General features: G+C 59.1%; 25 protein-coding genes. 16 read left to right on the top strand and 9 right to left on the bottom strand.

All coding sequences use genetic code 11. The features are described from left to right. Positions 1-36: 36 nt before the first annotated feature. Positions 37-561 (bottom strand): EMC3/TMCO1 family protein, encoded by a 525-nt coding sequence (locus MLD04_RS00625; protein WP_248153661.1) that lies wholly within the window; start codon positions 559-561, stop codon positions 37-39. Between the two features lie 150 nt (positions 562-711). On the opposite strand from MLD04_RS00625, the gene cadR reads away from it, so the two are divergent. Together cadR and MLD04_RS00615 are read left to right on the top strand one after the other, a co-directional pair. Beyond that, complete coding sequence (cadR, locus tag MLD04_RS00620; RefSeq protein ID WP_248153658.1) at positions 712-1,170, top strand: Cd(II)/Pb(II)-responsive transcriptional regulator; 459 nt, start codon at positions 712-714, stop codon at positions 1,168-1,170. 63 nt (positions 1,171-1,233) lie between these two features. Further along, positions 1,234-1,893: a cation diffusion facilitator family transporter gene (locus tag MLD04_RS00615; RefSeq protein ID WP_248153654.1), complete on the top strand. Its 660-nt coding sequence runs from the start codon at positions 1,234-1,236 to the stop codon at positions 1,891-1,893. Between the two features lie 13 nt (positions 1,894-1,906). On the opposite strand, the gene MLD04_RS00610 is transcribed toward MLD04_RS00615, so the two are convergent. Then, on the bottom strand, positions 1,907-2,824 hold the full coding sequence (locus MLD04_RS00610) for an AEC family transporter (protein ID WP_248153651.1): 918 nt from the start codon (positions 2,822-2,824) through the stop codon (positions 1,907-1,909). Positions 2,825-3,017: 193 nt separating this feature from the next. On the opposite strand from MLD04_RS00610, the gene MLD04_RS00605 reads away from it, so the two are divergent. Further along, positions 3,018-3,728, top strand: coding sequence for a Crp/Fnr family transcriptional regulator (locus MLD04_RS00605; RefSeq protein ID WP_248153647.1), 711 nt, complete (start codon positions 3,018-3,020; stop codon positions 3,726-3,728). A 66-nt stretch (positions 3,729-3,794) separates the two neighbouring features. Here MLD04_RS00605 and wrbA read toward each other — a convergent pair whose 3' ends face one another. After that, entirely contained in the window at positions 3,795-4,394 is a 600-nt protein-coding gene (gene wrbA / locus MLD04_RS00600) for an NAD(P)H:quinone oxidoreductase (RefSeq protein ID WP_248153644.1), read from the bottom strand. 187 nt (positions 4,395-4,581) lie between these two features. On the opposite strand from wrbA, the gene trhA reads away from it, so the two are divergent. After that, positions 4,582-5,247, top strand: a complete 666-nt coding sequence (trhA, locus tag MLD04_RS00595; RefSeq protein ID WP_248153640.1) for a PAQR family membrane homeostasis protein TrhA — start codon at positions 4,582-4,584, stop codon at positions 5,245-5,247. Here trhA and MLD04_RS00590 read toward each other — a convergent pair whose 3' ends face one another. Then, a complete protein-coding gene (locus MLD04_RS00590; protein WP_248153637.1) occupies positions 5,248-5,811 on the bottom strand; it encodes a Yip1 family protein in 564 nt (187 codons plus the stop codon). It abuts the gene before it with no gap. A gap of 74 nt (positions 5,812-5,885) precedes the next feature. Between MLD04_RS00590 and MLD04_RS00585 the strand changes: the two genes are divergently transcribed. The 4 genes from MLD04_RS00585 to MLD04_RS00570 all read left to right on the top strand — a co-directional run bounded on the left by MLD04_RS00585 (position 5,886) and on the right by MLD04_RS00570 (position 9,896). After that, entirely contained in the window at positions 5,886-6,326 is a 441-nt protein-coding gene (locus MLD04_RS00585) for a MarR family winged helix-turn-helix transcriptional regulator (protein ID WP_248153634.1), read from the top strand. Positions 6,327-6,332: 6 nt separating this feature from the next. Then, complete coding sequence (locus tag MLD04_RS00580) at positions 6,333-7,478, top strand: NnrS family protein (RefSeq protein ID WP_248153632.1); 1,146 nt, start codon at positions 6,333-6,335, stop codon at positions 7,476-7,478. Between the two features lie 255 nt (positions 7,479-7,733). Next, positions 7,734-9,365 carry an MFS transporter gene (locus MLD04_RS00575; RefSeq protein ID WP_248153630.1) on the top strand — a complete coding sequence of 544 codons (1,632 nt, stop codon included), beginning with the start codon at positions 7,734-7,736 and terminating at the stop codon, positions 9,363-9,365. Between the two features lie 69 nt (positions 9,366-9,434). After that, the gene (locus MLD04_RS00570; RefSeq protein WP_248153628.1) at positions 9,435-9,896 is read left to right on the top strand and encodes an SGNH/GDSL hydrolase family protein; all 462 of its coding nucleotides are present in this window, start codon (positions 9,435-9,437) and stop codon (positions 9,894-9,896) included. A gap of 147 nt (positions 9,897-10,043) precedes the next feature. Here the strand turns inward: MLD04_RS00570 and MLD04_RS00565 are convergent, their stop codons facing one another. Then, positions 10,044-11,549, bottom strand: a complete 1,506-nt coding sequence (locus tag MLD04_RS00565) for an MFS transporter (RefSeq protein WP_248153626.1) — start codon at positions 11,547-11,549, stop codon at positions 10,044-10,046. Between the two features lie 42 nt (positions 11,550-11,591). Continuing rightward, complete coding sequence (locus MLD04_RS00560; RefSeq protein ID WP_248153624.1) at positions 11,592-12,053, bottom strand: universal stress protein; 462 nt, start codon at positions 12,051-12,053, stop codon at positions 11,592-11,594. Between the two features lie 280 nt (positions 12,054-12,333). Here MLD04_RS00560 and MLD04_RS00555 point away from each other — a divergent pair, with 280 nt between their 5' ends. Further along, the gene (locus MLD04_RS00555; protein WP_248153622.1) at positions 12,334-13,716 is read left to right on the top strand and encodes an MFS transporter; all 1,383 of its coding nucleotides are present in this window, start codon (positions 12,334-12,336) and stop codon (positions 13,714-13,716) included. Here the strand turns inward: MLD04_RS00555 and MLD04_RS00550 are convergent. Beyond that, on the bottom strand, positions 13,663-14,040 hold the full coding sequence (locus MLD04_RS00550; protein WP_248153620.1) for a SirB2 family protein: 378 nt from the start codon (positions 14,038-14,040) through the stop codon (positions 13,663-13,665). The two genes, MLD04_RS00555 and MLD04_RS00550, sit on opposite strands and share 54 nt — an antisense overlap. 125 nt (positions 14,041-14,165) lie before the next feature. Between MLD04_RS00550 and MLD04_RS00545 the strand changes: the two genes are divergently transcribed. Next, a complete protein-coding gene (locus MLD04_RS00545) occupies positions 14,166-15,350 on the top strand; it encodes an NnrS family protein (RefSeq protein WP_248153618.1) in 1,185 nt (394 codons plus the stop codon). A gap of 18 nt (positions 15,351-15,368) precedes the next feature. Here MLD04_RS00545 and MLD04_RS00540 read toward each other — a convergent pair whose 3' ends face one another. Beyond that, positions 15,369-15,965 (bottom strand): SRPBCC family protein, encoded by a 597-nt coding sequence (locus MLD04_RS00540; protein WP_248153616.1) that lies wholly within the window; start codon positions 15,963-15,965, stop codon positions 15,369-15,371. Between the two features lie 179 nt (positions 15,966-16,144). Here MLD04_RS00540 and fabA point away from each other — a divergent pair, with 179 nt between their 5' ends. Beyond that, the gene (gene fabA, locus MLD04_RS00535) at positions 16,145-16,654 is read left to right on the top strand and encodes a bifunctional 3-hydroxydecanoyl-ACP dehydratase/trans-2-decenoyl-ACP isomerase (RefSeq protein ID WP_248153614.1); all 510 of its coding nucleotides are present in this window, start codon (positions 16,145-16,147) and stop codon (positions 16,652-16,654) included. A gap of 11 nt (positions 16,655-16,665) precedes the next feature. Beyond that, positions 16,666-17,877 (top strand): beta-ketoacyl-ACP synthase I, encoded by a 1,212-nt coding sequence (gene fabB, locus MLD04_RS00530; protein WP_248153612.1) that lies wholly within the window; start codon positions 16,666-16,668, stop codon positions 17,875-17,877. Here fabB and MLD04_RS00525 read toward each other — a convergent pair. Next, positions 17,864-18,220, bottom strand: coding sequence for a helix-turn-helix transcriptional regulator (locus MLD04_RS00525; RefSeq protein ID WP_248153611.1), 357 nt, complete (start codon positions 18,218-18,220; stop codon positions 17,864-17,866). The two genes, fabB and MLD04_RS00525, sit on opposite strands and share 14 nt — an antisense overlap. 184 nt (positions 18,221-18,404) lie before the next feature. On the opposite strand from MLD04_RS00525, the gene trhP reads away from it, so the two are divergent. From trhP to sufC, 4 genes are all read left to right on the top strand, one after another. Further along, positions 18,405-19,712 carry a prephenate-dependent tRNA uridine(34) hydroxylase TrhP gene (gene trhP / locus MLD04_RS00520; protein WP_248153609.1) on the top strand — a complete coding sequence of 436 codons (1,308 nt, stop codon included), beginning with the start codon at positions 18,405-18,407 and terminating at the stop codon, positions 19,710-19,712. A gap of 101 nt (positions 19,713-19,813) precedes the next feature. Then, positions 19,814-20,269 (top strand): hypothetical protein, encoded by a 456-nt coding sequence (locus MLD04_RS00515; RefSeq protein ID WP_248153607.1) that lies wholly within the window; start codon positions 19,814-19,816, stop codon positions 20,267-20,269. 328 nt (positions 20,270-20,597) lie between these two features. Beyond that, complete coding sequence (sufB, locus tag MLD04_RS00510) at positions 20,598-22,046, top strand: Fe-S cluster assembly protein SufB (protein WP_248153605.1); 1,449 nt, start codon at positions 20,598-20,600, stop codon at positions 22,044-22,046. A 212-nt stretch (positions 22,047-22,258) separates the two neighbouring features. Then, on the top strand, positions 22,259-23,032 hold the full coding sequence (sufC, locus tag MLD04_RS00505; RefSeq protein WP_248153603.1) for a Fe-S cluster assembly ATPase SufC: 774 nt from the start codon (positions 22,259-22,261) through the stop codon (positions 23,030-23,032). Positions 23,033-23,034 lie beyond the last annotated feature (2 nt).

Here is a 23,034-nt window from a genome sequence, read left to right as displayed (position 1 = left end):
CTCCGTTCAGAGCGTAGTGAGCGGTCTCGGCCGTGATCAGTTGCGCCCCTCAAGACGCTGATGTTCGAGCATCTGCTCCATCATCAACTGCATCTGGTTGAGCCGGTTTTCCATTCGTTGCAGACGCTGATCGTAATTCAGCGACCCGTTGTCTGCATTTCGGCCCTGAGCACCCTGGCTATTTCGCATGCCCTGGTTGTTGTTCATCATGCCCTGATTATTGCCCATCATGCCCTGGCCGTTATTCATCATGCCCTGACCATTGTTCATCATGCCGGGACCGTACCCCATCATGCCGCCATGCATCAGCTCCATCTGCTGTTCCATGGCTTCCATGTGCCGTTCCATGAGGCGCTCGCGGGCCTCGCGAGAACCGGCATCCGGTACCTGCTGCATCATGTTCTGCATTCGGGACCAGTTTTCGTGCATTTCCTGCATCTGCTCCGGATTCATCATGCCCGGTCCATACCCGCCATGATCATCCCCATTACCGTGGGCCAGCCCCAGAGCCGGCGTCACAAGCAATGAGGCTCCCAAAAAAAGAGGTTTCAGATCTTTCATAGCGACTCTCCTTTTCCCGTAAGAATATTCACTTTCACTGTGACCCATTTACAATGATAGAACACGCATTTTCGGCACAGATTAACCGACCTTTGATATGCATCATAATCAGGCCGCGCAATCGCATCCTGTGCCTGTCATGGAGTGGTCATGAAGATTGGCGATATATCCAAACGCTCGGGAATCCCGGTAGAGACGGTCCGGTATTATGAAAAAATCGGCTTGCTCCCGGAACCCCAACGCAACGCCAATGGCTATCGATCCTACAGCCCCGCTCACCTGGACCGGCTGCTCTTCATAAAGCGCTGCCGCAATCTGGACATGGCCCAGGATGAAATCCGCGAACTGATTCGTCTGGCAGAGCAACCCGAGGCCGACTGCAGCGATGTCGACGCCCTACTGGCCCGTCACCTGAATCATGTCCGGGAGCGTCTCAAGGAACTGCAAAGTCTGGAGCAGACCCTGCTGACATTGCAGGCGGCCTGTGCCGACAGTCGCACCGTTCGGGAGTGCGGCATTCTCGATGGTCTGAATGCCGACCTTGAGGCGCTCGATCCAAAGCCCTCTCACACTCACGTTCCCGGTACCCACCGCCGGGGCAATCACTAACGGGCCATTGACCCTGTAGTCGCTACAGGGTGTTTACTTCTTGCAGTTTAAAAGGAGGATACCATGGCCTGCAGTTGCTCCGCCCCCGAACCCAAAGGCCCGGCCCCGGGCTTCCGAAAAGCTCTCTGGGTAGCCCTGGCGCTGAACCTCGCCATGTTCGTTATCGAAGGGCTCGCGAGCCTGAGTGCCGGTTCCGTGTCATTGATGGCCGACGCCATTGATTTCTTCGGTGACAGTGCCAACTACATTCTGTCATTGAGCGTGCTCTCCATGGGCATGCTGTGGCGAGGCCGCGCCGCCATGGTGAAAGGCCTGACCATGGCGACCTTCGGCGTTTTCGTCTGGGGCCGCGCCATCTGGATGGTCCAGACCGGCAGCACCCCGGAACCCCTGACCATGGGCGTGGTCGGCATTCTGGCACTGGCGGTCAATATCGGCGTCGCGGTCATGCTGTTCCGGTTCCGCGAGGGCGATGCCGACATGCGGTCGGTCTGGCTCTGCAGCCGCAACGATGCGATCTCCAACATGGCCGTCCTCGGTGCTGCACTCGGCGTTTTCGGAACCGGCAGTGCCTGGCCGGACCTCGTCGTGGCCGCCGTCATGGGGACCCTCGCGGTTACCGCCGGCACCAGCGTGGTTCGTCACGCCCGCCAGGATATGCTGGCAGCACAGGGCGAGGACAGAGCAACAACGACCGTCGAATCGTCCGCCAGCACGCGATAATCCCACGTGGCCCTCAGAAGGCCATGGAAACCATGACGGGAATAAACACCAGCGCAAAGAGAGTGGTCAGCAGGACTGTACCCGCGGCCTGCCTTGGCGCTGTGTCCAGCAGGGTCGCAATCACCACCGTATTGGCAGCGATCGGAGTAATGGAAATCAGGAACATGGCCTTGTGCACGGCGGGGCCATAAATGCCGAACACGTGGGCGTCCAGCCACCAGAAGGCCGCGGCGGTGACAGGCCAAACCACAAATTTGCCCACAAACGCCAGCCCGGTAAAACGAAGATTGCCCGCCAGCCCGCGGAAACTGGTGATGCTCATGCCGATGATCATCATGCCAAGAATGCTGTAGGCGCCACGCAGATTATCGAACAGCGGCACGAACACGGGCGGAATAGCCGCTCCGGAGAGATTCAGCACGACCGCCGCCAGAAACGCATAGACCGATGGCAGGCGAATAACCCTCCGAAGCGCGTCCTTGAGATCGTAACGCCCTCTTGCCGCCAGGTAGAAGCCGAGCGAATTCTCAAACAGAGTGGTTCCCAGCATGCAGACGATGTACAGCCCCAACCCCTCTTCGCCAAACAGCAGCAGGGCCACCGGCACACCGAAATAGCCGGTGTTTCCGGACCCCACACACAACGGAATAATGCTGGCACTGCCGTCTGTGATCACTTTCTGGGCGAACTTCAGTTGCACGAGGGCCAGAACGGAACACAGCCCGAAGGTCAGAAACGGCAGCAGGATGACTTCCGGCGACAGGGGTGCGGCCATCACCCCTGAAAACACCACCGATGGCGTCACGATATAGAGCATGATCCCGGCAATGTGACGACCGCTGGCCTCCAGGTAGCGTCCGGCAACCCACCCGAGGGCGACCGTGACATACAGCGGGATCAGTTTTACGAACAGGGCCAGCGCGGCGGTCATCAAATCTCCAGGATTATTACGGCGGGACGGGGCGGCAATTCTAGCAAAGGGCGCCCGGGACTGCGCCCGGTACTCCCGCGGCAGGCGCCGATCAGGTTACCACAGCATGACGAAGCCTTAATGATTTACGTCATTTCAAGCGACCCTTTTCTGCTAGCATAGAGACCCTGACAGTCATTACCGGGTCGTCACGATGAACAGCATTTTCAGGTCGGATCTTGCCTCAGCGCCCTGCATGCTGGGTGATCATAACCCTGACATCATCCAGCGCGACAGCGCCTCCGCAGAAACCGCTCTACTCAATGGCCTCAGCCGCGTGTTCGGCATACGTCTGAGCGACCGGCAGAACAGTCCGGAGTCCCGTTTTCTCAGCGATCTCACCCGCCTGTTCCACCAACGCCGGGTCGAGCAGGAAACCAATCTCGAGAAACACGATGAACCCTGGGCCAACGTTTACCTGATCCAGTACGGCATCCTTCGCCTTTACCGCGAGGCACCCGGTGGGAAAGTGGCCATCCACCATTTTTTCTCGGAGGGGGATCTGGTCTGGCCGGTGTTCGGACGAACCCGAACCGTTCGCAATACTCTGTGCCTGACCTCGACGTCAGCCGCCACTCTGTGGGTGGCCAATTTTGCCGAGTTTCGTTCGGCAATACAGTCCCATGGCGACGGGCTCTGGCCCCGTTTCGCATTAGCGCTGACCGAAGAACTGGCCGAACTCACCAGCATGCGGGAATTCCGCAAACACACCATGCCGGCCTCGGACCGTTACCAGCTGCTTCTCGATGAGTATCCGGAACTGGTCAAGCGGGTGCCCGACAATCAGCTCGCTTCCTGGCTCGGTGTTGTTCCGGCCACTTTCTCCCGACTGAAAACCGGCGCCCAACGTCCGGACAACGTTTAGGCAAGCCAAAAAAAGGGGAGCGATCAACCGCTCCCCTGCAAACGCTCAACGCTTTCTCTGCAGTATTCAGTCGTGCAATTTCGAGGCGATGTTTGCAACGTGCTTCCCCTGGAAGCGCGCAATCGTCAACTCTTTCTCGTTAGGTTGCCGTGAGCCGTCGCCGCCAGCAATGGTCGATGCCCCGTACGGCGTGCCTCCGCTGACTTCAGAAATGTCGAAAAATTCCGGGATGCCATAGCCCAGCGGAACCAGCACCATGCCGTGATGCGCCAGCGTGGTCCAGAACGAGGAGATGGTGTGCTCTTGGCCGCCACCGGTACCGGTCGAGGTAAAGACACTCGCCACCTTGCCGTGCAGCTTTCCTTCGCCCCAGAGTCCGCCGGTCTGATCCAGAAAGTTGCGCATCTGACCGGACATGTTGCCAAAGCGGGTCGGTGTGCCGAAGATGATCGCATCATAGTCGGCCAGTTCCTGAGGCGATGCTACCGGAGCCTCCTGATCTGTCTTGCCCCCGGCGTTACGAAATGCCTCGTCGGGCATGGTTTCAGGGACGCGCTTGATGACGACCTCGGTTCCGTCCACGCTGGACGCTCCCTCTGCGACGGTTTTCGCCATGGTTTCGATGTGACCGTACATGGAGTGATACAAAACCAGCACTTTCGCCATTGGAACAGCCTCCTGTGTTAACGATTTAGTAAAAGGCTAACGAACGTCGTCATGCCATGAAACCGGAAGATTTCCGTCGGGTTCATCAGATTTTCTGATCGTCATCACAAGATGTTCATCCTGCGCCATTGCGTACACGTGTACGCTGAAGTACCTTAGACCTATGGCTAATATGGAAACTGCTTCAATGACCCGAAACACACCCACCGTCGAATCAATCCATCACCGCGTTGAGGAATGGCTCAATAGTGCCACCCACGGTATTGGCGCCCTCCTCAGCGTGATTGGTACTGTGGCATTGGTTGTCGCTGCCAGCCATTCCGGGGATGTCTGGAAAATTGTCAGTTTCAGTATCTTCGGAGCGTCACTGATTCTGCTCTACCTGGCATCCGCGCTTTACCACGGGGCCCGTCGCCCGGAACTCAAACGCGCTTTCAAAACCCTCGATCACTGCGCGATTTTCCTGCTGATTGCTGGCACCTATACACCCTTCCTGCTGGTCAATATGCGGGGAACGGTCGGCTGGACCCTGTTCGCCATCATCTGGTCACTGGCCCTGACCGGGGTGGTTCTGAAGGTCATCTTCAAAAACCGGTTCAAACTGGCCCGGGTCGGTATTTATATTGCCATGGGCTGGCTGATCACCTTTGCCTCCTCTGATCTGGTGGCCAGCCTCAGTGAAACCGCCCTCACCCTCACGATTGCCGGAGGCATCGTCTACACTGCTGGCGTCGCCTTTTACCTTGCCGACCGCATTCCGTATATGCACGCCATCTGGCACCTGTTCGTGATCGGCGGGAGTGCCTGCCACTTCAGCGCGATCTACTACGGCGTGCTACCGCACGTGGCCTGATCAGAACGCCCAGACCATCGCCATCAGGATGCCCCACGCCAGCAGGGAAGCGGCCATGACGGTGTAAGTCGCCGACATGGCCTCGACATCATGGGCCGATCGCCGGCCCAGAGACCGAACGCCCTGGTACACCAATGCGCACGAAAGAAACATACCGGCAAATACCGCAACCACACTGACCGCCAGCACGGGTACCAGCAGTGCCAGGGACGCCAGCCACAGCGGCAAGGGTGCAATTGCGGCGAGCGTGTAGGCATCGCGGTACTCCACGGACATCCTGTGCGCTTCCAGAACCGCATGGATCAACCAGCCCATGACAAAGAACGTCAACAGTTCCGCAAGGAACAGAATCGTGGTGATGAAACGCCATTCCTTATCGCCAAAGCCGGTCAGAAAGCTATCTCCGTAGTGCGTCCCCGCGTAATAGAGCAGGACTGGCGGGAGAAAGGACATGGGGACAACCACCACCCAGGCCAGAAAGGGGATGGACAGGTCCATTCGCTGTAATTCGGCCCAGGCGCCGTCCCCTGAAAACGGCAACCGAAGCATCTGCATGATTGTCATAGCTCACCTTTTATATCACGTTATGATATTTTATATTATGTAGCCTCTTAATCACCCACGGTCAAGCTCACGACATGACACCTGACACAAACGACCATTCGAACACCGACCTGACCAAGGCAGACTTTGAGCGCCTCTCCCACTTTCGCTACCGGCTTCGCGTCTTTCTGCGGCACAGTGAAAACATATGCCGAAAACACGGTCTGACGGCACTCCAGTATCAGTTGCTGCTTCATTTAAAGGGATTCGAGGATCGGGAGTGGGCGACGGTCAGCGAACTGTCGGACAAGCTACAGGCCAAGCACCATGGAACAGTGGCGCTGATCGATCGATGCGTCGAGGCAAAGCTTGTCGAGCGCCGGCCCTCTGCTTCAGACGGCCGCCGCATCGAAGTGCACTTACTGCCCCGAGGCGCGGAACTGACCGAAACCATCGCCCGTGAACACCAGCCGGAACTGGCGTATCTTCAGGACGAATTCCGGTTGCCCGGATGGCCGACCGGCGAGGAGAGCTAGGCGATCATGACAGGATCATCCCGGCCTCGCCCCATCTTCGCATTCTGGTTTTTCTTCCCCGCTGCCGCGACCTGGGCCACGTTGGCGGTGCCACTGTCCCTGCTCGGACCGTTATCCGGACAGGGCTGGGTGCCGGGCCTGATCGGCACGAGCCACGGTCACGAAATGATTTTCGGATTCGCGCTTGCGGTGATTGCCGGGTACACCCTCGGCCCACAACCCGTTTCCGTCCTTCTACTTCTCGCTGGTGTCTGGCTGCTTGCACGGTCAGCCTGGCTGATTGCACCGGAGACGACCATTGCCCAGACTCTGAGCCCCGCTTTCGCGCTGCTTCTCGCACGTTATACCGTCCCTCGTTTCAGTGCAGCCAAGAAATGGCGCAACCGGATCGCCGGCCCGCTGATCCTTTTGTTGTGCCTGCTGCCCATCGGCTTCTGGTTCACAGACACCAACGCGCCAGCCAATTACCCAGGGCCCGATACCCATCAGTTGATGCAGGCGGGCGTCGTTGGGCTGCTCCTGCTGATGACCTTCATGGGAGGCCGGATTCTCGCGCCCGCCGTTGCCGGCACCCTGGAGAAAAAAGGGATTCCGTTAACGGCACGGGTTCAGCCACGGATCGAGGGCGCACTCCTGGTGCTACTGTCCGCAGCCTTCCTGCTCAGTCTGGGCGCCGTTCTTCCGGAACTGGCAGCGACGTGCCTGATGGCCTCCGCAGCACTGATTATCATTCGGCTGGGCCGATGGCGTTTGTGGCGGTGCCCGGAGCGACCAGACCTGCTGATGCTCGGCCTCGGCTATGGCTGGCTGGCAGTCGGAAGCGGCTGTCTGGGAGTAGCACTGGCGATGGGCGAGGCATCCGTCCCGGCCTTGCACCTGATTACCATTGGCGGCCTGGGCACCCTGTCGACGGGCGTCATGCTTCGTCTGACCTGGCAAAGAGCGCACCGCACACCGCCGCCACACTGGCAGGTTCTCGGGCTTGCGGGCCTGATCGGTGGTGCGGCCGTCTGCCGTTTTCTCGCCGGGTCCCATCCGTTTAATGCCCCGTCGTTGCTCTGGGCCTCAGCCACGCTCTGGTCGATCGCATTCACGGGCGTTGCTGTACAGACCATTCGCCTCATCCAGCCGGCCCATTTACGCCGGAAATGAGTGGCTACCTCCACTGCGCCAGCGGCCTCACGGCCTACCACCTTGGAAATATCCCACCTGCATCCTGCTGTTTTAAAAGAACTTTAAAGGCCACTTTTTGCCCTTCGCCGGCGCTGGTTGTGGGCGATAAATGCCCGCTCTGAATTCCTTGATTTTTCTCAAGTGGGGCCAGGCCTTCCGGTTTGCACAATGTCTGCAACGACCAAAAGCCACGAGCACCGTGGCAGCGGATTCGCAAACCAAGGAGCAGACATCATGGCCAGAACCGCAGCAGACGCCGGTCCCCTGGGCGTCAAAGACAAAACCAACGCAGACATCGAGCACTGGGATGTCGAAAACGAAGATTTCTGGGAACGGGAAGGCAAACGGGTCGCCACCCGAAACCTCTGGATTTCCATTCCCAGCCTGCTGATCGGCTTCGCCGTTTGGCTGATGTGGGGCATGATCACCACCCAGATGAAAAACCTGGGCTTTCCGTTCTCGGTGGATCAACTCTTCACCCTGAGCGCGATCGCCGGGCTCTCCGGCGCGACCCTCCGGATTCCCGCCTCGTTCATGATCAAGATTGCCGGTGGGCGGAATACCGTGTTCCTCACCACGGCGTTGCTGATGATCCCGGCCCTCGGCACCGGCATTGCGCTGATGAATCCGGGAACCCCCTTTATTGTCTTCCAGGCCCTGGCACTGCTGTCCGGCATTGGCGGCGGTAACTTCGCCTGCTCCATGAGTAACATCAGTGCCTTCTACCCCAAGAGCAAACAGGGGTATGGACTGGGCATGAATGCGGGTCTGGGCAATTTCGGCGTCACCACCATGCAGGTGCTGATTCCTCTGGTGATGACCGTCGGCCTGTTCGGTGCACTCGCCGGGGATCCCATGCAATTGCAGAGCCCCAGCGGTACCTTGATCGGCCGTATTGAAGCAGGCACTGACACCTGGATCCAGAATGCCGGTTTCATCTGGCTGGTCTTTCTGATCCCACTGGCCTTCGCCGGCTGGTACGGAATGAACAACCTGAAAGTCGTCACGCCCAATCCCGGAAGCCCTCTATCAGCGTTCGGAAAGATTCTGGGGCTCTACGGTGTGGGCATGATCACATCCATCGTCGGCGTGTGGGCACTGGGCATTCTGAACATGTGGGTGGCACTGCCGCTGACCATCATCCTGACCGTGGTTCTGCTTCGCCTGATCCCGGGTGACATCAAGCCCAACATCCGGAACCAGTTTGCGATCTTCAACAACAAGCACACCTGGTCCATGACCATCCTCTACATCCTGACCTTCGGGTCCTTTATCGGCTTCTCGGCCGCGCTGCCACTGTCCATCACCGTTATCTTCGGCAACATGATGCAGGTAGGCGCAGACGGGACCCTGATCCGCGTGGTGAACCCGGATGCGCCCAGTGCCCTCACCTGGGCATGGATGGGGCCCTTTGTAGGCGCCCTGATTCGCCCGGTCGGCGGGTGGATTTCAGACCGCATGGGCGGCTCCATCGTTACCCAGATCATCTCGGTGGTCATGGTGGTCGCCTCCGTGGCAACCGGTTACGTGATGATGCTGGCCTACAATTCCACCGATCCGAACACTTACTTCCCGCTGTTCCTGATCCTGTTCATCGTGATGTTCGCCGCCAGCGGCATCGGCAACGGCTCCACGTTCCGCAGCATCGGTTTCATCTTCAATCAGCAGCAGAAAGGACCGGTACTGGGCTGGACCTCTGCCGTAGCCGCCTATGGTGCTTTCATTGCGCCCCGGGTCATGGGCCAGCAAATCCAGGCGGGAACACCGGAGTATGCCATGTACGGCTTTGCGGTCTTCTATGCGGCCTGCCTGTTCGTGAACTGGTGGTTCTACCTGCGCAAGAACGCCTACATCAAAAACCCGTAAGCTCTGCTCTTTCACAACCCTCAACCGGTTTCGGCAACGAAACCGGTTTTTTTGTGTCCGGCCGATGGTGTGCTGCCACCAATCTCCTCCTTTGTGCCCACCGCCACAGAAAAACCCACCATCGGAGGTACCCGGGCCGTGGGCAGCGAAACCGAGTTCGACACGAACCTGCCCATCCAGGTCAACACCTACCTCCAGCAAAGCGGACAGACCGCCGATGCAGATGCTCTTTACATCGTCATCATTGGTGGCAATGACCTGTTCGATGCCCAGAAGATCCGGGCCACCTCCGTACCCGAGGACTCGGGAAAGACTCGCCAGGACATCCGCAAGGCGGCCGAACAACGGGTGACCGATGCCGTGCTGTCTGTGGAATTGCAGTTGACCAAGCTGGTACTGGCGGGCGCCCGCCACATCGTGGTTGGTAACGGGCAGGCAAGTTCTACAAGTATTCCTCCCGCCTTGCGACGCAATTCAACGAGGAGCTGGCTGCGGCGCATTGCCGGATTGCGACGGCTTTGTCTTCTTTGACGGCGTGCATCCGACAACGGTGGTTCACCAGCGCGCTGGACAGAATATCCTGCAACTGCTGGCTCAATAATTCACGAGCACTGTAATCTCCGGACAAAAAAAGCCCGCAGGCGTTACCACCTGCGGGCCTTTTTTCGGTTTCAAGACTCAGCTGGACGCCGCTGCGGCCTGCCGCCGGCGCTCTTCCTCCTCGATCTGGAGATCCACTGAGGACACCTGGTACTCATCCGCGAATCCGGACTCCGGCTCTTTCAGCCACATCATGCAGAGGACCCAGCTGATGAAGGCACCGGCCGCTATGATCTGGAAGAATTGAGTGGGGGTCACGAAGGTGAGGATGGTCAGGTACACCACAGCACCGACATTGCCGTAGGCCCCCGCCATGCCGGAAATCTGTCCGGTGAGCCGGCGCTTGATAGAAGGAATGATGCCAAATGTGGCCCCCTCTGCCCCCTGCACGAAGAAGGAGGTGAAGACGGTAATACCGACGGCGACGATCAGCGGCCAGTTGGAATCGAGCAGCCCCATCAGGCCGAACCCGACGGCGATGCCGAACATGTAGCTGAGCATCACGAAGCGCCGGTTACCCATGCGATCCGAAACCAGTCCGCCCATGGGCCGGGCAATCAGGTTCACAAAGGCAAAGGACGCCGCAATCAGCCCGGCTGCAGTGGCACTCAGGCTCCAGGTCTCTTCGAAGAACATCGGCAACATGGACACCACCGCCAGCTCCGCGCCGAAATTGGCAAAGTAGGTGCTGTTCAGCGCGGCAACACTGTTGAACGGGTATTTGTCGTCCTCCGGCACGCCCTGCTTCAGGATGGGCACGTTAACACGAAGAATCTGGACGATCTGATAGCACACCACGAGGAAGATGGCGCCGTAGGCGACCAGGGCACCGGTGAAACCCAGGTATCCCATGTTCTGTATGCGCCAGACGAGAATGGCGAGCACACCTACCAGCGGGATGGTCCAGAGAATCAGTTTGATCATGTCTGCCCAGGAGCTGACTTCCAGTGCAACGGCCTTGCGGGGCTTGCGGTGAACGGTACCGGCAGGACCATCGGTGATCGCAAACCAGTAGTAGATACCATAGGCGGCCATGACGATCGCACTCTGGGCAATTGCCCAGCGCCATCCGTCCTCGCCTCCGTAGAGCTGCAGTGCGATGGTCGGCAGGGTAATGGCTGCAGCGGCAGAGCCGAAGTTGCCCCAGCCAGCGTAAAAGCCTTCCGCAAAGCCGATGTCCCTTGGCCGGAACCAGAGTGCGGTCATGTGGATTCCGACCACGAAGCTGGCACCGATGGAGCTGAGCACCAGCCGGCTTACGAGCAGCTGGGTCATGGTGTTGCCAAAGGCAAACACGAGGGCCGGAATCGACATCAGAATCATCAACAGGGAAAACACCCGGCGCGGCCCGAAGCGATCGAGCGCCATGCCGACGACAATCCGTGCGGGTATCGTTAACGCCACGTTACAGATAGCGAACAACTTGAGATCGTCCGCGGTCAGCCAGTCCACGCTTTTGAGCATGCTGGACGCCAGCGGTGCCATGTTGAACCAGACATAGAAGGTAATAAAGAACGCGATCCAGGTCAGGTGCAGGGCCTTGATCTCGGCATTCTTGAAGTGGAAAACATCTGCGACTTTCATGTCAGCCTCCTTGGGCCAGGCAATCAAAAATCCGGGTGCCGTTTATCGGCTGGGGAGAATCAGGAGCGGACATTGGATCCGGCGGGCGAGAAAGGAACTCACGCTGCCGAAGGTCATGTAATCCAGTTCATCCACGAAATGGGTCAGGGAGCGGGCGATAAAGCCACCATCCGGTTCGTGACTGTGCCGCGCAATAACCAGCATGTCCGGCCGGATTTTTTTCTCGGCGGCAAAGAGCAGCATTTTTCGGGCATCCCCCTCCAGTAACAGGGGCTCGGCAGATATGTCTTCCTGCCGGCACACCTCCACCGCTTCGGCAAGAAAGCCGTTGAGCTCGGAGACTTCCTGTTGAAAGAGGTCCTCGTTGCCCGCGGTAATGTCCCGGGGGTTTTCGGCAACGGCAACAAGGGTGATTCCGGGCCGAAGGTCCCGGAACATGGTCAGCGTCTGCGCCAGGGCCAGCCTGGCATTCCGCGAACCGTCATAGGCAATCATGATTTTCATGGGCTTCTCCAAAGACAGAATCTGCCCCGCTGAACCGGGGCTGCTATTGATATCTGTCAGCCATTAGCCCACACCCCTGTGGCGCCGATAATTGATAAACATCAACGCCCGGGCCGCCTACCCCACCAGAGAAACAGACCGCCTATCCCTATGGCGGTGAATCGCCAGAAACCGGCTACCACCCCCTTCCCAGCTGGAGGTACCTCCAATGCCCCCAAGGGAAAAACGCCGCTTTTTGGTAGTGTGAAAACAGGAAAAAAGGCAGAACAGGAGCTCTGCAATGACCGGCCCACTTTCAAAATCCCGGCAGTACCGTGCACTCGGTCTGTCGACCTTCGCGTTCACCCTGTGCTTCGCGGTCTGGACCATTTTCTCGATCATCGGCATCCGGATTGCCGAAGACCTGTCACTCTCCGATACCCAGCTCGGGCTGCTGATGGCAACGCCGATCCTCACCGGATCGATCAGCCGGCTGTTCCTGGGGATCTGGACAGACCGGTATGGCGGTCGCTGGGTGTTCGGGATTCTGATGCTGACAACGGCGGGATGCGTGTACCTGCTCACCTTTGCGAGCACCTACGCCATGCTTCTGATCGGTGCTCTGGGGGTCGGTCTCGCCGGAGGCTCATTCATTGTCGGGGTGGCCTACACCGCAGCCTGGTTCGAACCTGAGCGCCAGGGCACCGCTCTCGGTATTTTCGGGGCCGGCAACGTGGGGTCGGCGGTCACCAATTTCGGGGCACCGTTCCTGCTGGTGGCGTTTGGCTGGGAATCGACAGCACAGATCTACGCCACGGTTCTGGCGATCATGGGGGTGGTGTTCATTGCCCTGGCAAGGCCCGACCCCCTGTCCGAAGAGCGTAAAGGCGAACGCAGCAAATCATTCATGGAGCAGATGGAGCCGCTGAAAGAACTCCGGGTCTGGCGTTTTGCCCTGTACTACTTTTTCGTCTTCGGGGCTTTCGTGGCATTGGCTCTCTGGCTGCCCCATTTTCTCATCGGCGTCTACGGACTCGACATCAAGACGGCCGGCATGATCGCCGCCCTGTACACGATTCCTGCATCGCTGTTCCGGATTCTCGGGGGCTGGCTATCCGACCGATACGGGGCCCGCAAGGTCATGTACGGTACGTTTCTGGCCGCCGTGGCCTGCACATTCCTGCTGAGCTACCCGCCAACCGACTACCGGGTGCATGGCATCGACGGTGACATCCAGTTCACCCTGGCCATGAACCTGCCCATGTTCGTGGCATTGATCTTTACGCTGGGATTCTTCATGTCACTGGGCAAGGCAGCGGTCTACAAGCACATACCGGTTTACTACCCTCTTCATGTGGGCGCCGTTGGCGGTGTCGTCGGCATGATTGGCGGGCTGGGGGGCTTTATCCTTCCGCTGGCTTTTGGCGTCCTGAACGACCTGACCGGAGTCTGGCAAAGCTGCTTCATGCTGATGTTCGTGATCGTCACCGCGGCGCTGATCTGGATGCATTACGCCATACGATCCGCCGAGCGGGTGGAGTGGGCCGCCAACGAGGAACGGACGGATCTCCCGGAACTGGCTACCCCACACCTGTTCTACCCGTTGAAACACCGCAGCCCCTCAGCGGCCTCAGCCGAACACCGGCTTGGTCATGGCCAGGTGAAAGATGGCGCCGACCTGTAGAAATGCCAGAGCGGCGGCGATGACACGCACGTGGACCGGCGCGGAGGTCTTCAGGGCAAAGACCCCCGCGCCGATGTAACCGAGCAACAGAAAGATCTTGGCGGTCAGCCACCCGTGCACGAACGGCATCCAGGGAGTCACGATCACCAGCCCGATGGCGGCCGACAGCAGCACCGTATCGTTGACGTGGGGAATCCAGCGCATGGGGGTCTGCCGCCAGCCGGGCCGACCGACCGCGTCCAGCAGCAGACGCAAGGTGAACAGGACGACCGTGATGTAGGCGGCGCTGACGTGAATGGCCTTTAGAATCGGGTAAGCACCCATGGTATTTCCTCAATAAATCAATCATTTGATCGGATTGTACGCATTATTACCCGGTTGCGGGTATGGTCCGTCGCGGCAAAACCCTTTAACATATATATTATATTCATCTTTATCGGGGTGCCAGCATGCAGGCCATTCCAACATCTCAGTCAGTCGAATCCGCGCGGATCAGGCAGCTCTTCAGTTACCCCTTCCGCATCTTCTTTCTGTCCATGGCGGTTCTGTCGATCACGGTGATCCCCCTCTGGGTGCTGACGGTCACCGGCGCAATCAGTCTCCCCCTTGCCTTACCCGGCCTGATCTGGCATCAGCACGAAATGCTGTTCGGGTTCCTTTCGGCAGCGATCGCCGGTTTTCTGCTGACCGCCGTGTGTGTCTGGACCCAAACCACCCGGATGCACGGTCTCCGACTGGCGGGTCTTTGGGGCATGTGGCTTGCCGGCCGCCTGCTTCTGGCCTTTGGAGCGGGCCTGCCCGACTGGCTCGTGCTTGGTGTTAACCTGGCGTTCCTGCCCCTGGTGGGCCTGGATGCCGGTTGGCGCATTTGGAAAGCCCGCCAACGCCGGCAACTGATGATACTGGTGGTCCTCGGGTTGCTGTGGCTCATGCAGATCGGGTTCCTGCTGCGTATGGACATGGTCTACAGTCACGGTGCACTGATCATGGCCATGGCACTGATCGGCATCATTGGCGGTCGCATCACCCCGGCCTTTTCCGGCGCCTGGTTGCGCCAGCGCGGACATGATGGGTCCGACATCCGGGTGGTTCCCGCACTGGACATGGCAAGTATCATCACCATGATCGTGCTGTTGGCCGCCATGGTGAGTGGCTGGTCCCGTGTCACCGGAGTGCTGGCATTGACCGCCGCCGTCCTGATGGCAGTCCGGTTGATCGGCTGGAAAGGCTGGCTGGTGCGCCGCGAACCGTTGCTCTGGAGCCTGCACCTGTCGATCCTCTGGGTCCCCGTATCGTTGTTGCTCCTGGCAGGCAGCACACTGGCCGGCTGGCCCTCCAGCGCGTGGAGCCACGCCGCCGGTGCCGGCGCGGTGGGATGTCTGGTACTCGCGGTCATCGCTCGTGTTTCGCTCGGCCACACAGGTCGACCACTGGTGCTTCCCCGGGGCCTGGTCACCGCCTTCGTGGCCATCCAGATTGCAGCTGCGCTTCGTGTCCTGACGGCCTTTTCGATCATTCCCTGGCAACACGGGATCGCAGTCAGTGCCTTGTTGTGGATGCTCGCCTACGGGATTTTTCTGGTTCGCTATGCGGGTATCCTCTCGGCTCCCCGCCCGGATGGCCGCGAGGGGTGAGCCGGCAGGGGCGGCCACTCAGGCCGCCCGCTCCCTCTCGTAAAGGCCGGCAAAGACTTTGCGGGCCGTGCGGAAGCGATCAGCCGGAAAATGGATACTGATTCCCTCCAGTGCGGCCAGCAGCATTTCAAGATGCGCATCCCAACCGGCGCAGGAGATCGAGACCAGATCATCATCCGGCAACGACAGCGTCAGGCTGAGCCGGGTCTGGTCTGGGTCTTGCCCGCAGGGCTCGAGTTCCCAGGTCAACGGACGCTCGGGATGATCGCCACAACTCCAGGAATAGGACAACAGCCGTTCCGGCTCAAAGGCCCGGATGCGACAGTCGATTGGCGTGCCGCTGTTGCCGAAATCCAGCTGCACCCTGCCACCCTTACGGGGATCGATAACCCCGGGTGCCAGCCACTGTGACAGATACACCGAATCGGTCAGCATTTTCCAGACTCGCTGGGCATCGTGCTCGATCAGCCGCTCCATCCGAACCTCGACACGGCCGCCATCCATCCTCAGCTGGCCGCAAATTGACGTGTGATCCGCCTCCATAATGACCTCCGCTATCGTTGGCCGGGCCCGGCATTGACCGTCAATACCGGGCCCGGACTTCAGCCTGTCCATGACGATAACAGTCCGCTCGGACGCGATCCTTGATGACGATTAATTGCACAACGGAAAGTCGGTAAACGTACTTCGGGCAAGGAAGCCCGGGCGGCAATCATCCACTAAAGGTCAATAGCGACTTCAGGATTTAGCGCTAAAGTATCAGTAAACCATTTTGTAACAGAGATACTGGCACTATGAACCCTGATCATTTTGACAAAGAAGACTTGATCAAGTGCGGCCATGGCAAGCTGTTCCCCGGCAACATGCGCCTGCCGATTGACCAGATGCTGATGTTCGACCGCATCACCCACATCGCAGACGACGATGGCCTGTATGGCAAGGGCAGCATCGTGGCCGAACTGGACATCAACCCGGACCTCTGGTTCTTCAAGGTCCACTTTGTTGATGATCCCGTCATGCCCGGCTGCCTGGGGCTCGATGCCATGTGGCAACTGGTCGGCTTTTTCCTGGCCTGGGGTGGCGGTGAAGGCAAGGGGCGTGCGCTTGGTTCCGGTGAAGTGAAATTTACCGGCCAGGTACTGCCCACGGCCAAGAAGGTAACCTACCGCCTGGATCTCAAGCGCGTGATCCGGCGCAAGCTTACCATGGCGATTGCCGATGGAAGCATGGAGGTGGATGGCCGGGAGATCTATACCGCCAAAGACCTCCGGGTTGGTATGTTCAACTCTACCGATGACTTTTAGGAGTTAGCTGCATGCGTCGCGTTGTGATTACCGGCATGGGGATTGTCTCCAGCCTGGGGACCAACCAGAAGGAAGTGACCCGATCGCTGAAAGAGTCCATCTCGGGTATCGGGTTCAGCCAGGAGGCGAAGGACAATGGCCTGCGCAGCCACGTCTGCGGCCAGATCAACCTGAACCTTCCGGAACTCATTGACCGCAAGATCTGGCGCTTCATGTGCCCGGCCTCCGGCTACACCTACCTCGCCATGAAAGAGGCGATCGAACAGTCCGGCCTGACCGACGACCATATCCGCGCGGACACCACTGGCCTGATCTTCGGCCAGGGGGGCGCATCAACGGTTGAACTGCTCGATTCGATCGATACCCACCGGGATAAAGGGATCCGGCGGGTTGGTCCCTATCGGGTGCCCCGGACCATGGGCAGCGCTATCAATGCCTCGCTGGCGACCGCGTTTGGTATCCGCGGCGTCAATTACGGCATCACATCTGCCTGTGCCACCAGTGCCCACGCCATCGGCCATGCCGCGGATCTGATCGCCCTGGGGCGCCAGGACATCATGTTCGCCGGCGGCGGTGAAGACATTCACTGGAGCCTGAGCCTGCTGTTCGACGCCATGGGCGCGCTGTCCACCAAGTACAACGATACACCGGAAGTCGCCTCGCGGACCTATGACGCCAACCGGGATGGCTTTGTGATTTCCGGGGGTGGCGGCGTCCTGGCTCTCGAGGCGCTTGAACATGCCGAGGCCCGTGGCGCCAATATCCTTGCAGAGATTGTCGGGTTCGGTGCCACCTCGGACGGAGCCGATATGGTTGCGCCCAGTGGCGAAGGCGCGGTGCGTTGCATGAAACAGGCCATGAAGCAGGTCGATGGCGAGATCAGTTACGTCAACAGCCACGGCACCAGCACGCCGGCCGGTGACATCACGGAACTGAAAGCGCTCAGGGATACCTTCGGCGACCGAATCCCACCGGTCAGCTCCACCAAGCCCCTGTGCGGCCACGCCCTGGGTGCCGCTGGCGTGCATGAGGCCATTTACAGCCTGATCATGCAACGGGAGGGATTCATCGCACCGTCCGCGAACATCGAGAACCTCGATGAAGGGGCCGAAGGCTACCCGATTGTCCGCGAACGCATGGACAACCAGAACCTGGACCTGGTGATGAGCAACAGCTTCGGATTTGGCGGCACCAACGCCACCCTGATTTTCAGGAAAGTCTGACGGAGCGGTATTCAGCCGGGGAAGTGCCCATCCAGCGCTTGAACGCCCGGCTGAAAGCACTCAATTCCGAAAAACCAAGCTGCTCGGCGATTTCCACCAGCGGCTTGGTTTTGTCCTGCATATAGGTCAGCGCCTGCTTGCGGCGTACCTCTTCCAACAGGCTCGCGAAGGTCAGTCCCTCACGTTTCAGTTTCTTGTGCAGCGTGTATCGGCTCATGTGCAACTGCGACGCCACCGCCTCGACACCAACCCTGCCTCGCGCCAGCTGGGACACAATCAGTGAACTGACCCGGCTACTCAGAGATACTCGAATCATCTCCGGCCTCAGGGGATCAGATGGCATGGGGTTCCTCCTTCTTTTGAGTCCGACCGTGTGTGCCAGAAAAATCAGCGTACATATGTTAGCCGAAAATAATCAATACGACCTTTGAGCGAGATCAACGCCAGATCGTTATCAACCGTCCACACTAGCAGCCTTTTCGAACACCACCCCGAACCATCCTGCGAGAAATATCCCGGAGCATTCAATGACCACCCCGGAACTGCTTGCCCCGGCGGGTACACCAGATCATCTGGAAACCGCCTTTGCCTATGGTGCCGACGCGGTCTACGCGGGCCAGCCCCGCTATTCGCTGAGAGTACGAAACAACAGTTTCAAGGATGTTGCAGCGCTGGGAGCCGGCATTGAGCGAGCCCACGAGCTCGGCAAGCAGTTTTACCTCGTATCGAACATTGCGCCGCACAACAGCAAGGTCAGGACCTATCTGCGGGATCTGGAGCCGATCATTGAGCGGGGCCCGGATGCACTCATCATGTCTGACCCCGGCCTGATCATGCAGGTCCGGGAGCGATGGCCGGATCAGCCGGTGCACCTTTCGGTCCAGGCAAACGCCGTCAACTGGGCCACCGTGGAGTTCTGGCGCCGCCAGGGCCTGAGCCGGGTCATTCTGTCCCGGGAACTGGCCCTGGATGAAATCCGGGAAATCCGGGAGCGGGTGCCGCAGATGGAACTTGAAGTCTTCGTTCACGGCGCCCTGTGCATGGCCTACTCCGGTCGCTGCCTGCTGTCCGGTTACATGAACCACCGGGACGCCAACCAGGGTGCCTGCACCAACGCCTGTCGCTGGAACTACAAGGAGGTGCAGCACGGCCACGACCAGACGGGCGATCTGATCGCCACTTCTGCCGATGCGGTGCAGGAAGTTGAACCCAGGGAAATCCTCCTGGAAGAACCCAATCGCCCCGGTGGCTTTATCCCTGCCTACGAGGACGAACACGGCACCTACATCATGAACTCGAAAGACCTCCGGGCCGTTCAACACGTGGCCGAACTGGTCAAAATGGGCGTGCATTCACTGAAAATCGAGGGCCGCACCAAGAGCACCTACTACGTTGCCCGCACCACCCAGATTTACCGGCGCGCCATCGACGATGCCATGCGCGGACAGGCTTTCGACATGGGGCTGATGGATCAGCTGGAGGCGCTTTCCAATCGCGGTTACACCGAGGGGTTTCTCCGGCGTCATCTGCCCCAGGAATATCAGAGCTACGAACAGGGCTCCTCCTTCCTGGGCACCCAACAGGTGGTCGGCACGATTGCAGACAGTGACGACCATTGGCTGACCGTGGATGTGAAGAACCGGTTTGCGCCCGGTGACACACTGGAACTGATCACGCCGGCCGGTAATCTCCGGTTCTCTGCAGAGCGGATGGAAAACCGCCAGGGAACCACCATGACCCACGCCCCGGGCAGCGGCCACGTGGTTCGGATACCCCGGCCGGACAATCTTCCCGCCTCGCTGGCGAACAGTTACCTGACACGGCTACTGGAATGATTTCCCGTCGATAGGACGAGTTTCGGTAATGAGAGTTAACGCAACGATTGGCCCGGGCCGTGTCGCTACCCTGCCCGGATGACCCAATCTGGAGCGGACTCATGCGCCATTACACCACCATCCTCGCGGGACTCACAGCCTCACTGCTGAGCCTCCCGGTACCCGCCGACAGCCTTCCGGACCGAATGGCGATCAGCGAGAAGACGCAGGCCTTCATGTCAGCCGCAAGATCGGGTGACATTACTGGCGCCTACGAGCGCCTCAAACCGGTGCTCGGCGTTGAGGCGTCGCCCTACGAGGAATCCGCCCGAAATGCCGCCAGCTATTTCAAGCGGGTGACCGACAAGGTTGGCGAGCCCATCGCCGTTTCACGGGTACGTACGGATGTGATCGCCGAAGACTTCACCCGGGAAATCTGGCTCGAAAAGTTCGAAGCCGCCGCCATCGCCTGGACTTTCACCTTCTATCAGCCCCACCGGAACGGATGGAAGCTGGTGGGCATCAGCTACTCCACCGAACTGGACGATCTCTACCAGCCGCTCACCGCCCCTGACTGACCCGACATCGGGAATCCCCATGGTCGTAATAACCGCAGCCTTAGTGCCGTGTGGGTTGATTAAGGTATAATCTCCCTACGCTCGATTTAATACCTGACTATTTTACTCTGGTATTGTATAATCGCTCGCCAGAAGTAACGGAATCCGGCCCGCTTATCATCAGGTGTCCGGCCTCCGTCATCCAAAAATCGATTGCGGGGCGTACTCATCGTTTGAACGACCACCGCAACACCCTGTGAACAGATTATCAGACCACCGGCCCGGCACTGGGCCGATGGTGACACCAAGGGCCAAAAGCCCGAGATGAGAGAATTACGGAGCGACGATCATGGCGACCACCGACCAAGAGGTGAACGAGCTGATCAAACGGGAATACGAGCACGGATTCGTTACCAACATTGAATCCGATACGTTCGAGCCCGGCCTTAATGAAGACGTTATCGCCCGCCTGTCCGGGATCAAGAAAGAACCGGAATGGATGCTGGAGTGGCGCCTGAAAGCCTACCGTCGCTGGCTCGAGATGGATGAGCCCGACTGGGCTCACGTGGGCTACCCGAAAATCGACTACAACTCGATCTCCTATTATTCCGCACCCAAGCGGAAGGAAGACATGCCCCAGAGCCTGGACGAAGTGGATCCGGAGCTACTGAAAACCTATGAAAAGCTGGGCATTCCCCTGCACGAACGGGAAAAGCTCGCCGGCGTCGCCGTCGATGCCGTGTTCGACTCGGTGTCAGTGGCTACCACGTTCAAGGAACCACTGGCAAAAGCCGGCGTGATCTTCTGCTCCATTTCCGAAGCCATCCGGGATTACCCGGAGCTGGTGCAGAAATACCTGGGTTCCGTGGTCCCCCACGGCGACAATTTCTTCGCCGGGCTGAACTCCGCCGTCTTCTCTGATGGCACCTTTGTCTATGTGCCCAAAGGCGTCCGCTGCCCGATGGAGCTGTCCACCTATTTCCGGATCAACGCCGCCAATACCGGCCAGTTCGAGCGCACGCTGATCATTGCCGACGAAGGCAGTTACGTCAGCTACCTTGAAGGCTGTACCGCCCCCATGCGTGACGAGAACCAGCTTCACGCTGCGGTGGTTGAACTGGTGGCGCTGGACGATGCCCAGATCAAATACTCCACGGTCCAGAACTGGTACCCGGGTGACGAAGAGGGTAAAGGCGGCATCTACAACTTCGTGACCAAGCGTGGCGCCTGCATCGGCAAGAACTCCAAGATTTCCTGGACCCAGGTGGAAACCGGCTCCGCGGTTACCTGGAAGTACCCGAGCTGCGTGCTTCGCGGTGACAACAGTGTGGGCGAGTTCTATTCAGTGGCACTCACCCATAACTACCAGCAAGCCGACACCGGCACCAAGATGATCCACCTCGGCAAGAATACCCGGAGCACCATCATCTCCAAGGGTATCTCTGCGGGCAAAAGCTCCAACGCCTATCGGGGACTGGTGAAATTCGGCCCCGGAGCGGAAGGAGCGCGCAACTTCACCCAGTGTGACTCGCTGCTGATCGGCGACCGCTGCGGCGCCCACACCTTCCCGTACATCGAGAGCAAGAACAAATCTGCCATTGTCGAACACGAGGCGACCACCTCGAAGGTCAGCGACGAGCAGATGTTCCTCTGCCGCCAGCGCGGCATCGACCCGGAGCAGGCCGTATCCATGATCGTGAACGGCTTCTGCAAAGAGGTGTTCAAGGAGCTGCCGATGGAGTTTGCTGTGGAAGCCGGCAAACTGCTCGAAGTGAGCCTTGAAGGGTCCGTTGGTTAAATAAATCTGCCCCGCTGGCCTCAAGTGGAGGTCAGCGAGCAGGGAGCGCCTTCCGGGATACGCTGTAAATACATCCCTGTACGCTCGACAAAATCATCCATGATTTTGACGATCCCGGAAGGCGCTCCCCGCTCACTGCCCGAAAATTCATTCGGGCACAAAACGGGTTTAAGTTACATACAGAATTTCAGAATACAGAGAGAAGCCGACAAATGCTGAGCATCAAGAACCTGCACGCATCCGTTGAGGGCAAAGAAATCCTCAAGGGCATCAACCTGGAGATCAAAGCCGGGGAAGTTCACGCCATCATGGGGCCGAACGGGTCCGGCAAGAGCACCCTGTCGCAGGTGCTGGCAGGCAATGAAGCATTTGAGGTCACCGACGGTGAAGTCGTCATGAATGGCGAAAACCTCCTGGAACTGGAGACCGAGGAGCGCGCCCGTGAAGGCATTTTCCTGGCGTTCCAGTATCCGGTCGAGATCCCCGGCGTCAGTAACATGCAGTTCCTGCGGACTGCGGTGAATGCCATGCGCAAGCATCACGGCGAAGAGGAAATGAACGCCGCCGAATTCATGAAACTGGCAAAGGATGTCTCCAGGCAGGTCGACCTGGATCCCGCCTTCCTCAAGCGCGGCGTGAATGAAGGCTTTTCCGGCGGCGAGAAGAAGCGGAACGAAATCATGCAGGCGCTGCTGCTGCAGCCCAAGCTTGCGATCCTCGACGAAACCGACTCCGGTCTCGATATCGACGCACTGAAAGTTGTCGCGGACGGCGTCAATGCGCTGCGTTCCCAGGACCGCGCGATTCTTATGGTGACCCACTACCAGCGACTGCTCAATCACATCGTGCCGGATTACGTCCACGTTCTGGCCGGCGGCAGGATCATCAAGTCCGGAGGTCGTGAACTGGCCCTGGAACTCGAAGAGAAAGGGTACGGCTGGCTCGGCATCAAGGATGAAGCAACTGCCGACAACGCTGCCAACTAAGG

It is taken from the genome of Marinobacter koreensis, from assembly GCF_023156285.1.
In the GTDB taxonomy this organism is placed as follows: Bacteria; Pseudomonadota; Gammaproteobacteria; order Pseudomonadales; family Oleiphilaceae; genus Marinobacter; species Marinobacter koreensis.
This window is presented reverse-complemented; position numbering and strand designations above follow the sequence as displayed.